Annotated in this window: 13 protein-coding genes and 1 tRNA gene; 9 read left to right on the top strand and 5 right to left on the bottom strand. The window is 45.8% G+C overall.

Annotation, left to right across the window (positions count from 1 at the left end):
- Window positions 1-42 precede the first annotated feature (42 nt).
- From BN6465_RS19585 to BN6465_RS19575, 3 genes are all read left to right on the top strand, one after another.
- On the top strand, window positions 43-621 hold the full coding sequence (locus BN6465_RS19585) for a cyclase family protein (protein ID WP_066738432.1): 579 nt from the start codon (window positions 43-45) through the stop codon (window positions 619-621).
- A gap of 103 nt (window positions 622-724) precedes the next feature.
- Window positions 725-797: transfer RNA gene (locus BN6465_RS19580), tRNA-Lys, on the top strand.
- A gap of 181 nt (window positions 798-978) precedes the next feature.
- Window positions 979-5,001 carry a lectin like domain-containing protein gene (locus BN6465_RS19575; RefSeq protein ID WP_066738429.1) on the top strand — a complete coding sequence of 1,341 codons (4,023 nt, stop codon included), beginning with the start codon at window positions 979-981 and terminating at the stop codon, window positions 4,999-5,001.
- Window positions 5,002-5,108: 107 nt separating this feature from the next.
- Here the strand turns inward: BN6465_RS19575 and BN6465_RS19570 are convergent, their stop codons facing one another.
- On the bottom strand, window positions 5,109-5,966 hold the full coding sequence (locus BN6465_RS19570) for an AraC family transcriptional regulator (RefSeq protein WP_066738425.1): 858 nt from the start codon (window positions 5,964-5,966) through the stop codon (window positions 5,109-5,111).
- Between the two features lie 189 nt (window positions 5,967-6,155).
- Between BN6465_RS19570 and BN6465_RS19565 the strand changes: the two genes are divergently transcribed.
- From BN6465_RS19565 to BN6465_RS19550, 4 genes are read left to right on the top strand one after another with little or no spacing between them, the layout of a single operon-like run.
- Window positions 6,156-7,109 (top strand): ArsR/SmtB family transcription factor, encoded by a 954-nt coding sequence (locus BN6465_RS19565; RefSeq protein ID WP_066738422.1) that lies wholly within the window; start codon window positions 6,156-6,158, stop codon window positions 7,107-7,109.
- Between the two features lie 26 nt (window positions 7,110-7,135).
- Window positions 7,136-7,945 (top strand): ABC transporter permease, encoded by an 810-nt coding sequence (locus BN6465_RS19560; RefSeq protein WP_066738418.1) that lies wholly within the window; start codon window positions 7,136-7,138, stop codon window positions 7,943-7,945.
- The gene (locus tag BN6465_RS19555; protein ID WP_066738415.1) at window positions 7,926-8,756 is read left to right on the top strand and encodes an ABC transporter ATP-binding protein; all 831 of its coding nucleotides are present in this window, start codon (window positions 7,926-7,928) and stop codon (window positions 8,754-8,756) included. Before BN6465_RS19560 ends, BN6465_RS19555 begins: the two co-directional genes overlap by 20 nt.
- Window positions 8,756-9,568: an ABC transporter permease gene (locus BN6465_RS19550; protein ID WP_066738412.1), complete on the top strand. Its 813-nt coding sequence runs from the start codon at window positions 8,756-8,758 to the stop codon at window positions 9,566-9,568. Before BN6465_RS19555 ends, BN6465_RS19550 begins: the two co-directional genes overlap by 1 nt.
- Before the next feature lie 18 nt (window positions 9,569-9,586).
- Here the strand turns inward: BN6465_RS19550 and BN6465_RS19545 are convergent, their stop codons facing one another.
- Window positions 9,587-10,219, bottom strand: a complete 633-nt coding sequence (locus tag BN6465_RS19545) for an ATP-binding protein (RefSeq protein WP_066738409.1) — start codon at window positions 10,217-10,219, stop codon at window positions 9,587-9,589.
- Between the two features lie 99 nt (window positions 10,220-10,318).
- Here BN6465_RS19545 and BN6465_RS19540 point away from each other — a divergent pair, with 99 nt between their 5' ends.
- Window positions 10,319-10,984 carry a Crp/Fnr family transcriptional regulator gene (locus BN6465_RS19540; protein ID WP_066738406.1) on the top strand — a complete coding sequence of 222 codons (666 nt, stop codon included), beginning with the start codon at window positions 10,319-10,321 and terminating at the stop codon, window positions 10,982-10,984.
- A gap of 184 nt (window positions 10,985-11,168) precedes the next feature.
- Here BN6465_RS19540 and BN6465_RS19535 read toward each other — a convergent pair whose 3' ends face one another.
- Window positions 11,169-11,840: a SanA/YdcF family protein gene (locus BN6465_RS19535; protein WP_066738402.1), complete on the bottom strand. Its 672-nt coding sequence runs from the start codon at window positions 11,838-11,840 to the stop codon at window positions 11,169-11,171.
- 831 nt (window positions 11,841-12,671) lie between these two features.
- On the opposite strand from BN6465_RS19535, the gene BN6465_RS19525 reads away from it, so the two are divergent.
- Window positions 12,672-13,901 carry a replication initiation protein gene (locus BN6465_RS19525; RefSeq protein ID WP_199882865.1) on the top strand — a complete coding sequence of 410 codons (1,230 nt, stop codon included), beginning with the start codon at window positions 12,672-12,674 and terminating at the stop codon, window positions 13,899-13,901.
- A gap of 81 nt (window positions 13,902-13,982) precedes the next feature.
- Here the strand turns inward: BN6465_RS19525 and BN6465_RS19520 are convergent, their stop codons facing one another.
- A complete protein-coding gene (locus tag BN6465_RS19520) occupies window positions 13,983-14,471 on the bottom strand; it encodes a GAF domain-containing protein (RefSeq protein ID WP_066738394.1) in 489 nt (162 codons plus the stop codon).
- Window positions 14,472-14,496: 25 nt separating this feature from the next.
- Window positions 14,497-14,964, bottom strand: a complete 468-nt coding sequence (locus tag BN6465_RS19515; RefSeq protein WP_066738391.1) for a GNAT family N-acetyltransferase — start codon at window positions 14,962-14,964, stop codon at window positions 14,497-14,499.
- Window positions 14,965-15,233: the final 269 nt, after the last annotated feature.

The following is a 15,233-nucleotide window of genomic DNA, read 5'->3' as shown; positions in this document are numbered from 1 at the left end:
CTGAACAGACAAGGAAAAAGTTTTTGACATGGAGGAAGGCGTATGAAATTTTATGATGTCACGCAGGAGGTATTCTCTTCTTGCGTATACCCCGGAGATCCTTCACCAGAGTGTGAGAGAATTCAGGACTTGGGTAAGGGCGATGATTGTAATTTGACATATTTGAAGATGTGTACCCATAATGGTACACACATGGACGCTCCTTGTCATTTTATAAAAGAAGGAAGAGATATCGGTGAGATTGCTCCGGAGCAGTTTATGGGCAGTTGTCATGTTCTGGCTTTTGAAGGAGTGCTTGACGGGCAGACGGCCCGCCGTTTCATGAGCAAGCATGGGAAAAAGCTGCTTTTTAAAGGGAACACGGAAATTACAGAAGAGGCCGCCTCCGTTTTTGCCGATGCCCGCTTGGAGCTTTTGGGGGTGGAAGGGCAGACGGTGGGTACGATGCAAAGTACCCAAAAGGTACACAAAATACTGCTGGCGGCAGATATGGTCATCGTGGAGGGACTGGTTCTGAATGGTGTTGAGCCGGGAGAATATTTTTTGTGTGCCATGCCTCTGAAACTGGCGGGAAGCGACGGCGCTCCATGCCGTGTAGTGCTGATAAGTGAGGAGCTCTGACAGCAGGGAAAAATTTATGTAAAAAAATTTAAAAAATATCGGAAAACCCCTTGCATTTTGTAATTTTATATTATATAATATCACTTGCGTTACAAAAGAATATGCGCCTTTAGCTCAGTTGGTAGAGCAGTAGACTCTTAATCTATTTGTCCAGGGTTCGAGTCCCTGAAGGCGCACTAGAACACTGTTTTTACAGCAAATGCGCTGTGGGAGCGGTGTTTTCTTTTTCTATAAACATATTTTTATCAGTCAAATCGTAGACACAATCTAAATGTGAAATCCCCATAATAACTTAGACAAGGATACTTGTGTGTGATAGTATATATATATGAATGAGAACAATAGGAGGAAGGGTGGATGAGGTTTAAAGAATTTATGAAACGTTCTGCGGCTTTGGGACTTGCGGCGGCGCTTGTTGTTTCTGGTTCGCTTCTGCACGTATCGGCTGCGCCGGAGAGCGGGAACGGCGGCGGAACAGTGTGGGAGGAGGCAGAACTGTTTTCAGCCGGTGAAAAACAGGCAGCGGGCGGCATTACCCCTACCGCTTATGAGCAGGCATACAGGAATGATTCAAAGGTTAAGTTCCGCAGCAGGGGAACATTGCCGACAACTTATGATTTGAGGCAGTGCGCCGGATCAACTACTGTAAAGGATCAGGCGCCATGGGGTTCCTGCTGGGCGTTCGGGTCGTTATCCTCGCTGGAGAGCAGTATGCTCGATAAGACGGGAGCAGGCGGAACTCAGGAAGCGACAGCCCCGGATTATTCCGAATTGCAGCTGGCATGGTTTGCCTATGATACGCAGAATGAGGAAAGCCTGACAGACAGCCCGGCAGGCGCCGGGCAGGTGGGGGAAGGAACTTCGTCTGCGTCAACCGGCTCCGAGCGTCTGAATGATGGCGGAAATATGCCTCAGGCTGTTGCGCTTCTGTCAACATGGCAGGGTGCGGCGAATGAGACGGATGTCCCGTATGTGAATCAGGCTGGTACAATAGATGCGAGCGGAGACTGGACGGTGGACCCTTCTAATAGAAATAACTCTGCCGTACATCTGCAGAATGCAGATTTTCTCCCCACACCGGTAACGGCGTCTGCTTATGACGGACGCTATCCGTCAGCGGGTGCAGCCTATACGTTAGATACAAATGCTGTTGCGGCGATTAAGCAGGCAATTATGACGAATGGAGCAGTTGCCATTGCATACTACGCAGACCAGTCCATGCCGGAGGGAAGTCAGGACGGGACTTACTTTAATTATACCAACTGGTGCCAGTATGTAGACAAATATACTGTGGAAACCGTGCAGAATCACTCCGTCAGTATTGTAGGCTGGGATGATAATTTTTCCAAATTTAATTTTAATGCCGATAAACAGCCTGAGGGTGATGGTGCATGGCTTGTAAAGAACAGCTGGGGAAGCAACGTAAGCTGGGGGATTGATGGAACCGGTTATTTCTGGCTCTCTTACTATGACAGGACTATCGATCAGGTGACAAGCTTTCAGGGAAGCAAGACGGATAATTATGACAACAACTATCAGTATGATTATCTCGGTCTGGCAAGCGACTATAGTATGAATTCTCAGGACGCTCAGGTTTCCGTGGCAAATGTGTTTACCGCTAATGGTGTGAATGGCATAGAAGAACTTCAAGCTATATCCGCAGTGACAATGGCGCCGAACTCAGCGGTGAAAGTGGAAGTATACAAGATACCTGAGGGTGGGCAGGGACCGGTTCCCGCCGGTACGAATCCTGTAGCAGAGCAGACGTTTGATCTTCCGTACAGTGGGTATCATACTCTTACATTGAATAAGCCGGTAACGCTGATAAAAGGAGAACAGTTCTCTATCGTGGAGACGATTCAGGACAGTAGCAGCCAATGCTATGTCCCCATGGAACTGGCAAGTGCAGAAGGACATCAGAGTGCAGTCTGCAATCCGGGTGAGAGCTATGTGATAGAAAATGATACAGTTACAGATACCTCGGATATGTCAGATTCAAATCAGGACGTCGGCTTCGGAAATGTAATGATTAAGGCATTTACAAAGAACGGTGAGGCGGAAGAGGCGCCGGCCGTGTCTTCCTTGACTTATACAGCTTATGACAACAACGATACACCGATTGGCGATGCACGTAAGATTGATACCGATAGTCGGACGAGCTTTGTCGACCAGCTTCCAGCTGGAACGTCCTATGTTATCATTGCGGCAGACGGAGTGGAGTTGACTTCCGGTAATAAGGAGCAGGTGGAAATAAAAGTGAACGGCAGTGAGTACACGCCGGGAGATAAGATTCAGAAGTCGGATATTGCCAAGGGAGAGGATATGTCTACTTTGACGGTTACCACAAAGTCCGTTCCGGTTGGAATCGATACAAAGACTTATGAGTTTGCATTTACAAGCGTTGCTTTGGTATTGAAGGCAGATAATGACGCAGTTGTTGTGACAGATACGAATGAATGTCTTCCTGCCGCCAGCGCTGCGCTGACAGCGGATAAGGTTACCGAAGGCGCGGATTATGACGGGATTCGGACAGCGCTGGAGCCATATGGCGGGGCAGATACATTCTATGTATATAATCTGACGTTAAATCCTGCATTACAGGAAGGGCAGACTGTGAATCTGAGCATCCAGCCGGACAGTTCCTATCCGGCCGGTGAGAAGACTGTGCTGTATCAGGCGTCCGGAGGCGGGGATGGCATGAGCCTGACGGAAGTGGCAAATAATGCAGACGGGACGCTGACGGCAGATGTATCTTCCATGGGATATTATGTCATTGCATGGGTAAAGGATGCACCAGAGGTACCACAGCTTGGCGAAATTACATACAGTAAGAACAATAAACTGGAAAATGTGGTCTTTCCGCCTACAGACGGCGGAAGCTGGAGCTGGGATGAACCGGACACGGTTCCGGATGTGAAGACGGGCGCATATGCGGCAACCTTTACGCCGGAGGAGGGCAGTCCATACTTTACCTACAAAGCCGATGTAGCTCTGAAGGTAAATAGGGCGAAACCGGTTATCATGAATACACAAACCGGCGCCCTTACTTATGGAGACACTTTAAGTAAGGTAACGCCGAAGGCTCAGGCTCAAGAGAAGGGAAGTTCGGTCTCGGTAGAAGGAACCGGCAGCTGGAAGGACGGTACAATCTGTCCGCAGGTCAGCGACAGTATGAATACAAGATATGTATATACCTTTGAGCCGACGGACAGTGATAATTATGAAAGCGTCGAAAATGGGGCAGTAGTTATTGTGAATCCCAAATCCATTGAGGTGACGGTAAAGGATGCTAAAAAAGTATACGGCGATGAAAATCCACAGTTTGCGATAGAGACGCCGGCTGGCGGTGTGCTGGCAGGCACGGATACGGCGGAAGGTCTGGAGATGGAATTTCACTGTGACGCAGATACCGCTACCGATGTTGGGGATATAAGTATTACCGGAACAGGGAAAAATAAAAACTATAAAGTTACAGCTATCCCGGGGATTTTAACAATCACCGAACGTCCGGTTGACTTTCAGGTAAAGGATGCCGTTATCAAATACAGCGGAAATCTTCCCGAATCCTATGATTTTGAAGTGTCCGGTCTGGTAAATGAGGCCACAGCAGATTCTATCGGAGCGACCGTCGAAATTGAGCCGCAGGATGTGCCGTCCGGCAATCCGTATGGAGTCTATACGTTGAAGATAAAGAGCGCAGAACTGACAGACAAGAACTATAAAGTCGGCAGTTTTGCAGACGGGCAGCTGACGATTGAACCCGTGAAGGCGGGGACAGTCAAGAATAATTCTGAACTTCCGGATTCTCTGACAGCTCATTTTACAATGACAGGCAACCTGACAGGCGACGAAGTGCTGCATATTGATAATGTGGATGACAAAGCCGTTCTTAACGCATTTAAGGCAATGCTGAAGAAGGGGCAGAAGCTTCTGAATGTATTCGATTTGCGGGCAAAAACAGCAGGCGGCGGCAAGGCAGATATAACAGGCGCCCTGAGACTGATCATACCGGTCGGTGACGCATACAAAGACAAGCAGATTTCCGTGTATCATTATGTGAAAAAAGGTGACTTGAATGCAGCAGGGGAACCTGTGGCACAGGATACTGTGGATGTATACGAGAATCTGACTGTGGCGGACGGCGCCGTTCAAATAACCGTATATTCTCTGTCGCCGTTTGCGACGGTGGGGGCAGAGGATATGCAGGAGCCCGTGCCGGGAAGTCCGGAAACGAAAAATCCGGTTGTGAACAGCCACGCGGTTAACGGGGCACAGACAGGAGACACCTCGCCGGTAATGCTGCTTATGATTGTAATGGCGGCGGCAGTGGTGGTGATTGTGTCATTTACAGTAGCCAGACTCAAAAGACGTAAGAAGTAATAAGAGATGACCAGATAGAAAATGATAAAGGAGATGCCCGGCTGAGAAGGGCATCTCCTTTGTGCGATAATAGAGCATAAATGCCATAGCTTGCCATGACAAATTATTTATTTCTTTTTAACAGGAATCCAGATTTCGGTGTAATAGTTTTCATCTTGGACACCGTTGGGATAAGAAGAAGCGTCGTCGTACAATTCTACACAATAACCGGCAGCAAACTCGTAGTCTTTGCAGTTCGGCAGCCATTCGGAGAAAATTTTTTGATTTACTTCCTGCATGGATTCCGGCATCTTTCCTCTGCATGGAAAAATGGCCCATGTTAACGCGGGGATAGTTTTTGTGACAAAGCCCTTCGGCACTTCTGCACCTTCTCTATACTCATCTGCTATCAGATACTCGAATTCTCCGCCGCTCATACTTTCATCGATATTAATACCGTATACACCACATACCGTACTGCCGCCTCCGGTTCGGTAGTGCTCCGCCCAGAATTTGGGGACATCTTGCTTTGCATTTTCATACGGGAATTTTCTAGATGCTCCTATCACTGTAAATGCTTCTTTTTCCACAATCTTGTAATCCATAGTAAAACCACCTTTCAATGTAAATGAAATTTTAAGAGGAGCGAATGATTTTATAATCGCTCCGTTTTTTCGCACAGTTGTAGGTGTGACGCCATGAAAGCGTGTAAAAGCTTTAGTAAAGCTGTCGGGTGAATCATATCCGTACTTCAGGGCAATATCGATGATTTTTCTGTCTGTGGAGATAAGCTCGCTGCCGGCAAGAGCGAGTCTCCGCAGCCTGATATATTCACTGACGGTATACCCACAGAGCATAGAAAATCCTTTTTGAAAATAGAACGGTGAAATATGGACTTCCTTTGCTATTTGTTCAACACTTAGCTCTTCGGTAAGATTCTCTTCAATATAGTTGATAGCTTCACTGATGCTTTGTATCCATTCCATAGTGTTTTCCTCCTTGACTGTGTATCAATCATAACATTAAAAAATGATGTGCTCCCGATTAAATGTGTTTTGTTTTGTCCGCAAACGCTTGACAATTGATGACCCACTGTCTATAATGACTGCACTTTCAAAGGAACACCCTTCAATTAACCATTCGGTTAATCAAAGAAAGGCAGATAGGAGCGCAACATGATTATAGACACTTATTATGAACAGGACATGGAAATCGTATTTTCATATATGCCGGTATGGGAGATGTTTGCTTCCATGCATGTACTTTCCAGACCGGAGCATCATCAGGAAAGAAGTAATTGGGTGGCAAATGTGGAACAAAGGCATGGGGAACTGGTGCGGGAGCTGCGGGGGTTCCATTATGCGGCCGATGGCTGGAATCTGGTCATAGATTCTGATATCTGGGAGGGCATGCGGCAGATGGAGATACCGGAAGCCATTCACCGCCTGAGCCAGATGAACATAGCGCAGTGGAATCAAATGATTCATTATTATAGGGGCGCTATGACCGTCCGGGAACGAGATTATATTATGGGGGTAATCAAGCGGTATTATGTGGAGCTGTACGAACGGGAAGAAATGATTCTACGGCCATTTTTAATAAAAATTATACGGGAAGAGACGAAGAAGTGCAAGAGTAAAGGTTTCTATCCGTGGTGTGCGGGGCTGCACCCGCGGCTTCTTGTGAACGAGGAGGAGCTTCTTTATATGAAGAACCGGGATTACTCATACAAAAAGAAAGATATCCGCAAGGCATATGCTACGGTGAGTACTTATTTGTCACCTCACTTGTGGATGTACGCCCGGGACGGTGAGTTAGAATTTGTAAAAACGGTGGATGTTGAGAAGAAGGGAGATACCGTACCTCAGGATCTACTTCTCGTCTTGAAGGCACTGGCGGATGAAAACAGAATAAGGATTGTGAGGGAACTTCTTAAGGGAGTCAGCACGACAAAAGAGATGGCCGAAAAAATACAAATTTCTGAAGCGGCAGTCTCCAAGCATCTGAAGATTCTTTTGGAATCCGGTGTTGCGGAAAAGCACAGGAGCGGGCGCTACATACAATATAAGCTGCGGCAGAGTACGATTGATTTTATACCATATCAACTTTATGAGTGGGTTCTGCGCTAGTGCTCAGGAGAAGGAGGAATGCAGGGATGGTACGTGTAATAGGAGCGACTTATAAGAAAAACCGAATAGGGATAATCCGGGCTATGCCGTGGTCATTCATTGTGTCACGGGTGGTGACCGGTGTGACTCAGATTGTCTTTCCCTTTTTTATTTACCATTATTTCTTGGCGGGAAATTTAAACGCGGACTTTGGGGTGTATACAGGCGGGGCCGATTACATCACATATATTGTGTTAGGGGCGGCTCTCAATGTGCTGGCGGTGTCCACACTGATGAATGTAGGGCGGGCGTTGATCACAGAACTACGGGAGGGAACATTGGAGGTGCTTTTGCTGTCCCCCGCATCACGGACCGGATATTTCTTAGGCTGTCTTGGCGAGCAGACGATGCGGGCGCTGCTGGAGTTTGGCACGGTCTTAGCTGTAGGCGGGATTTTCGGGGCGGATTTGAGGCAGACGTTTACCTTGCAGTTCGTGCTTGTGATTCTGCTGGCGATTCTGGGCTTTTTTTGCATGGGGCTGTCCTTGTCCGCGGTCATGCTTGAGGCAAGGGATACCTATATTACTCAGAACACTTTGTTCTTTCTCATGAGCCTGACCTGCGGCATCGCGTTTCCGATTCAGTATCTGCCGCAGTGGGTACAGTCATTTGCGCAGATATTCCCACTGACGCCGGCGGTAGAATTATTCCGGCGTGTGATGATACACGGGCAGGGAATTGGAGAGAACGTAGAACTGCTGGCGCAGCTTCTTATATTGAGCGTAATATACGCGGTAATTGGAATTGTCTGGTTCAGAAGGAAGGAGAGGATTTTAATTGAACGAATATTTGGATAAAATCGTGGCCAAAAACCTGGTGAAAAATTATGAATTAAAGGAGAAGCAGGGATTCTTCCGGCCGAAGAAGCGTAGGACAGTGCACGCGGTCAAGGATATATCGGTGGAGATTCCCAAGGGTAAGATTACAGGCCTGCTTGGAATTAACGGCGCCGGAAAGACGACTACCATCCGTATGCTCTCCTCCATAATAGTCCCCACCTCCGGCACGCTGACCATGGACGGTGTGGACGCAGTGGCAAATCACCTGTGGGTGAAGGAGCGGATCAATGTGATATCCGGCGGAGAGCGGAATCTGTACTGGCGGCTGACCGCGGTGGAGAATCTGCAGTATTTTGGCAGTCTCTATGGTGTCAGCGGGAGTGTGCTTGATGAGCGCATCCGTGGGCTCTTAGAAATCGTAGGACTCACAGAGGCGGCAGACACACCGGTGGAGAGGTATTCCAAGGGAATGAAGCAGAGGCTTCAGATTGCAAGAGGACTTATCAATGACCCGGAGTACATTTTCCTTGATGAGCCTACACTGGGGCTGGATATCGTCATCGCAAAGGAAATCCGTGCCCTCGTGATGGAGCTGGCGGCAAAGCATCACAAAGGTGTACTTCTGACCACACATTATATCAGTGAGGCCGAAGAGTTGTGTGATTATATTTATGTGCTGGACAAAGGCGCTATGATTGCGGAGGGTACGAAAGAGGATTTGAAAGACCTGCTTGGATACGAGCGGAAGGTCGTGAGCCAGATTAAGGAGCCTGATTTGGAAGAGACATTGATGTACCTTATAAATCATTCAAGGGGGGAACACGCATAGTGAAGAATATTTTGCTTGTTATGAAGGCTGAAATTAAGAAGCAGCAGGAGCATAACTATCATTCGTATTTTGTGTACTTCTCGCTCCTTATATGGCCTGTTTTGGGATTTCTAGAAGTCTATTATACATATAAACCATTTTCTCTCACAGGAAACTTTATTGGAATATCCAGCGGGAAGGAACTGCTGGCGTTTCTGGCCACAGGCTATATGGCATACAACTGCTACTGGTCTATGGTACAAAATGCTTGGTCCATGAGCTATCAGGAGCGTACCGGAGGGACGTTGGAAGTCTCCTTTTTGTCCCCTGCCAGCCGGATGGCCATGAATTATGGCAAGGCGCTTGGGGCGCTTTTACAGGAGGTATGGATGTTCTGCTGTTTTTGCCTGTTTATTCTGCTCTATGCAGAAAGTATCCGCTGGGACAATATTTTTCTGCTCCCAGTCATATTTATTCTTTTACTGGGGTCTTCCACAATTTGGGGCGGAATGATGAATGCCATTTTTTTATTTTCAAGGGACGCCGAGATTTTTATGGACTTATTTGATACCCCGATGGTCTTGTTTTCAGGGACACGGATACCTGCCGCATGTTTTCCTGTGTGGGCGAAAGTGATATCTCTTTTATTTCCACTCACATACTGTCTGAATATTATACGGCTCGTCCTCCATATAACCGGCGACGGTGCGGGGATAGGGGCAGATCTACTGCGGCTTGGCATATGCTTGCTGCTCATGGTAGGCATCACGAAGGTACTTTTGAGACGGGCGGAAGCGAACAATCGTAAAAATGGGGAACTGCAGTTTTATTAATCTGCAGTTCCCCTAAATTTATGCAAGAATCTGTCCGCCTATGCTGATGGTAACTACTTGCCACGGAATCATTTTTCCGCTGTTTTGCAGCGCAGTCTTTACCGCTTGTTCTATACCGCCGCAGCAGGGTACTTCCATGCGCACGACCGTGACATCTTTAATATTATTATTGGTAATAATCGCCGTAAGCTTTTCTGAGTAATCCACAGCGTCCAATTTGGGACAGCCTACCAAAGTGATGCGGCCGGCAATAAAATCGCTGTGGAAGGCTGCGTAAGCGTAGGCTGTACAGTCGGCGGCGATTAGAAGCTTGGCGTTGTCAAAATAGGGAGCGTTTACGGGCGCCAGTTTTATCTGTACAGGCCACTGGGACAACTGGCTTTCGGCAGGACGCGGAGCCGCCGCTGCTTTTTTGGCCGCCATGCGTTCCTTTACCGCAGCCTCGTCATATGCCGCGGCCTCCCGTTCCTCAAAGGAAATAGCCCCGGCAGGACAAGCAGGAAGACAATCTCCAAGCCCGTCGCAGTAATCATCTCTCAGCAGTTCTGCCTTTCCCTCTACCATGCCGATTGCCCCTTCGTGGCAGGCATCAGCACATATCCCACATCCATTGCATTTTTTTTTATCGATTTTGATTATTTTTCTTATCATATTTATTCCTCCTGAAATAAGCCTTGTCTGCTGCTACAAGTGGAAGTATACTATAACAAAAATGAAAAATATGTTGTTTTAACAACGAAAGGTTGAAATATGAAAGAAAATCTATTTTCAAAATGCTGGCTTTTTGCGGGGATTGATGAGGAAGAGATCAATGAAATACTTTTGTGTCTGGAGGCAGAAGAGAAAGACTTTGAAAAAGGAAGCTATATATACAGAATTGGAGATAAGGTGCGCTATCTTGGCCTCGTCAAATCAGGTTCTGTGAATATTGTAAAGGACGATATATGGGGAAATACACAGATTTTAGATCATGTGAGGGCGGGACAGATTTTCGCGGAGACGTATGCGTGCCTTGGAGCAGAGCCCATGATGGTAAACGTACAGGCGGCAGAGCAGTCTAAGATTTTGTTTTTGGACATTGGAAGGCTCTTTGAATCCGACGGGAAAAGCAGCTGCCCGTCATCCTGCCCCTATCACAGCCGGCTTACGCAGAACCTTCTGAGAGTACTTGCTAATAAGAATATAAATCTTACAAGAAAGATTGACTTGCTTACGCCAAAGTCCATCAGAGAACGTGTAATGATCTACTTGTCGGGGCAGGCCCTGAGACAGGGGAAAAATGAATTTGATATTCCCTTTAACCGCCAGCAGCTGGCGGATTATCTTTCCGTAGAGCGCAGCGCGTTGTCCAATGAACTATCAAAACTCAAAAAAGAGGGATTAATCGATTTTAAGAAGAATCATTTTTCCGTTTAATCTGTGCCCTTACAAAACAGAGAATAAGATCGATTATCAAGACGAGAAGAATGCAGAGAACGGAACCGATGAATGACATAAGCAAACCTCCCTGACTGTCTTGTTACTATATCATATGATAAGAACAAGCAGCCGTGAGTATAAATAAAATCCTATAAAAAAATCATATGGAAGGAAAACAATATCAATCGTTAGTAATATTTCCGTTTCCATTTACTGGTATAGTATTACCCAATACTTCTGGTTTTGGCTTAATGATAGCGGTGAAAAAATCTTTATCTCTTGCCAGAACTTCCCGGAAATCCCGCCATGCTTGTCCTTTGTAGCACTGAGTGTCTGCGGAGACGCCGTAAGCCTCGATTCCAAGGCTTTTTGCCAGATAAAGGGCACGATACAGATGATATTCTTGAGAAACAATGATAACCTTCTTTGCCTGAAAAATCTCTTTGGCACGGTAGACGCTGTCATAGGTGGAAACTCCGGCGTGATCCATGAAGATATCAGAGGAGGGCACACCGGCATCGATGGCATAATCTTTCATAACCTGCACTTCGTTATAATTGTCCTGCCTGTGGTCACCGCTCATCAACAGCTTTGGCGAAGCACCGGACTGATAGAGGCTTATACCTGAGTCAAGACGTTCTCCTAGCATCAAGGAAGGCGTCTTGTCGCTTTTCACGCCTGCGCCAAGAACAAGGATACAGTCGACATCTTCAAGCTTGGCTGCGCTTTCGGATGAGATGATTCTACTTTTGGTTGTTTTCTCTATATAAAAATTAATACCGAGTAGAAAAATCAGGCCGGTAGATATAAGTAATAGTACTGCTTTGAGTATATTTTTTATAAGTCTTTTCAATGTCGTCACCTCTTTTGTCTATTCTAGCATATTGTGTACTTTTTAGGTGTGTAAATTTCTTAATATTTCCTTATATAATAGAAAGATGACAACAACAATATTTTAATTATATTTGTTTATATTAGGAGGGGCTGTAAAGCCCGTGGTTAAGCCATTTTCGAGGGTATTTCGTGTACTGAAAGGGGGTAGGTTGTTTACTTGAGCGGGTAAAGAAGTGTACATAAGAGGGCTAACTTGTGTAGGCATACGGGTAAAGAAGTGTACCTTTGGGGGAAAGGAATTACCCTAAAAAGTACACGAAAACACAAAAAAATGTTTTTATACTTTACAACAGCCTATATCTTGTATATAATCAATATATGCTTTGTACCTTTTAGGTACACATATTTTAGGGAAAGCCGTACCTTTTTGGTACACGAAATCAAAAACTTTACCCTAAAAGTACACAAAATAATAAACAAATGGTATAGTAACCTAAAAAGTATACGAAATAACGGGCTGAAAGAAGACATGTCTATATTTTAACGGCAGGATTACCTGAAAAGTACACAATATAGACATGCAGGTATGTTGGGGAGATTCTATTTTTTAGGAATATGTGTACCTGAATGGTACACGAATTCCTATCTTTTAGCAGAAAAATTACCTAAAAGGTACACGAAAAAGGATATAATTACCCTTTTTGGTACACAGGTAATTACTTTTTGGGATAGATTTACCGTTTTAGTACACAAAGAGAGCTTGAGAAGGATGAGTACCCTAAAAGGTACACATTTTTTACAAGGGGAGACCCAAAAGGTACACAAGATAAAATCTGGGGGTATAGGGAAGATGACAGAGACAGTCAAAAAGACAAAAGAGAAACACTTGATGGAGCGTGACATGGTCTCACGGTCTAATGTGCTGATTGAGAGCAAATCCAGTACATCTTTGTTTGAGAGGAAACTTTTGAATATCGCGATTGCAAAGGCGTTTGTAGAAGATGGGGAGCTGATTGCAAGAGTGTCCACAAAAGATGTGAAGAATTATCTGCACATCAGTGGAAATTCTATTTATTCAAGACTCAAAGAAGTGTCGAAGGAAACATTGGGCCATGTTGTCAGTATTGAGGATGATGAGAAGGAAAATTTCATTATGTTTAATGTGGTCAACAAATGTGAATATAGGGACGGTGTATTTACCACCCGTTTTACGAAGGAAATGAAACCGCATATTTACAATCTGAAAAAGGACTATACACGGATGAGCCTGGATGTGCTTTGTTCTTTTAAGTCGTTGTTCACCACAAGGATTTATGAAATTCTTCGTACGCACTACTATAGATTTGACAGGGAAGGCACAGAGGTGCTCTCTGTTCCGAGACCGCCAAAGAACCCTTATTCTATTCCGGAGCTGAAATTTACTCTGAATGTAGTGGACGCAAACGCGTCCAAGGCAGTCAAACGTCTTGTGGAGCAGGGGAAGTTTGAGGAGGCACTGGAGGAGATCAAGGATCCGCCGTTCGAGGATTGGAGAAATTTCCGGCGCAAGGTGCTGGAGGTTGCGAAAAAAGAATTGGAAGAATCAGAGTATTCGGAGATCTGCTTTGACTATGAGCCGGTGAAGAGCGGCAAGGGCGGAAAGGTGAATGGCATTCGTTTCTTTGTAAAAAAGAATCCAAATTGTAAACACCATTCGGATATACATAAAATGCAGGCGCCGGCGGAAGAGCTGACGGAAGAAGTGGCCCCCAATGTGCTGGCGGCGAAAAAGCCTGAGGTCAATGAGAAGTTGATTCTAAAGGTGGCGGATATGTTCGGCAGTGAGCCGGTTACCATTCAGGATATAAGGATGCTGCTGCAGATATCCGACAACCGCACGGATGTGATACAGAAAGCAGTCAATATGGCGAGGGAGCAGAGCTATATCAACAATCTGATAGGCTGGCTCAGGAAATGTATAGAGGAAAAATGGTACGAGACAGAGAGCTTCGCTACCTTTAAGGGGCGGACGATAGAGGAGTCCCAGATAACTTTGGATTTGTATCAAGAGTATTTGGATGAGCGAAGGCAGTTTGTCTAGTACAGTTACAGAGTGGACAGAAATATAAAAGGCAAAAGAAAAGTCGAGTTTTCTTTTGCCTTTTTGCTGTCGTGATTAAATTTAGGCGAATATTCGCTCCAGTACCTTTGCAAAGGCAGTGAGCCCTGTCTTATCATCCTCGTCGAACCGCGCCAGATGCGGGCTGTCTATATCCAGCACTCCTACAATTTCTCCCGCTGCATTATGCAGGGGAATTACAATCTCTGAATTGGAGGCGCTGTCACAGGCGATATGTCCGGGAAATTCGTGTACATTTTTTACAAGCATTACGCTATCTTCGGCGACGGCCGTTCCACATACGCCGTTTCCAACCTTAATCTCGATGCAGGCAGGTTTGCCTTGAAATGGCCCCAGCACAAGCGTATCCTTTTCCAGAAGATAAAATCCCACCCAGTTAATCTTGTCCAAAGCTTGATTCAAAAGAGCGGAGGCGTTGGCAAGATTGGCGGTCACATGGTGGACACCGTCTGTCAGTCCCTGCAGTTGTGTCCTCAAAATACGGTACATAGAAGCCTTATCTTCGGGATATTGAAAAGTTTCTAATTTCATAAAATAAATTCTCCATTCATATATACTAGTTCAGTGGTAATGCCATTTCACAGTCCAGCTTCACAAAACCATATCTCTCATAGAGAGGAATTCCGGCCTTTGTCGCCTCCAGCGAAATATAGGCAATGTTCCTTTTTCGCGCTTCCTGCACAAGCAGGTCAAGTGTGTTTAGGGCGATGCCCCGGCGCCGGTATTCGGGAACGGTGTACATATTCATGATGTAAGCTTTTTTGCCGCTGGGATTATGGTATGTAGGCATCACCCGGTAAAAGCTGATTCCTCCGGTTGCCACAAAGGTCTTATCGTCAAAAACCAGATAGGCCACGTGTTCGCTGCCAGAGAGTGAGTCTTTGTAATAAAAGTAAGATTCCTTGGCGACAAGAGACATGTCAACCTCATCGCTCAATTCATTGGCGGCCCGCAGGACTTCGATTCTGGAGTCTGTCAGCAGGTCCAAGTCGCTGAGGCCTGCCTTTTTGTATGTAAGATTCACGGTGTATTTCCCCCTTTTATAGATACTCGGTATTCCTTATTTGTGATTAGTTACATTTTAGCATGGAAAAATGGGAAAGTCACGTATTACCAAAATATATATAGGGCTTGACAGGCAGAAGAGCCGGTGGTAAAGTAGTAGAAAATTAAAGGCGGGATGTAGATATGCTAAGATTTCAGTTTTCCGAACTGAACAGGGACGACGATAGGAAGCGCTTGTAGCTGTGAAGATGACACAGGTACAAGCGCTGATTGTGCTGTGCCTGTGTG

It is taken from the genome of Bariatricus massiliensis (assembly GCF_900086725.1).
GTDB lineage: Bacteria > Bacillota > Clostridia > Lachnospirales > Lachnospiraceae > Allocoprococcus > Allocoprococcus massiliensis.
The sequence above is the reverse complement of the archived record's forward strand: the minus strand, read 5'-3'. Positions and strand labels throughout refer to the sequence as shown.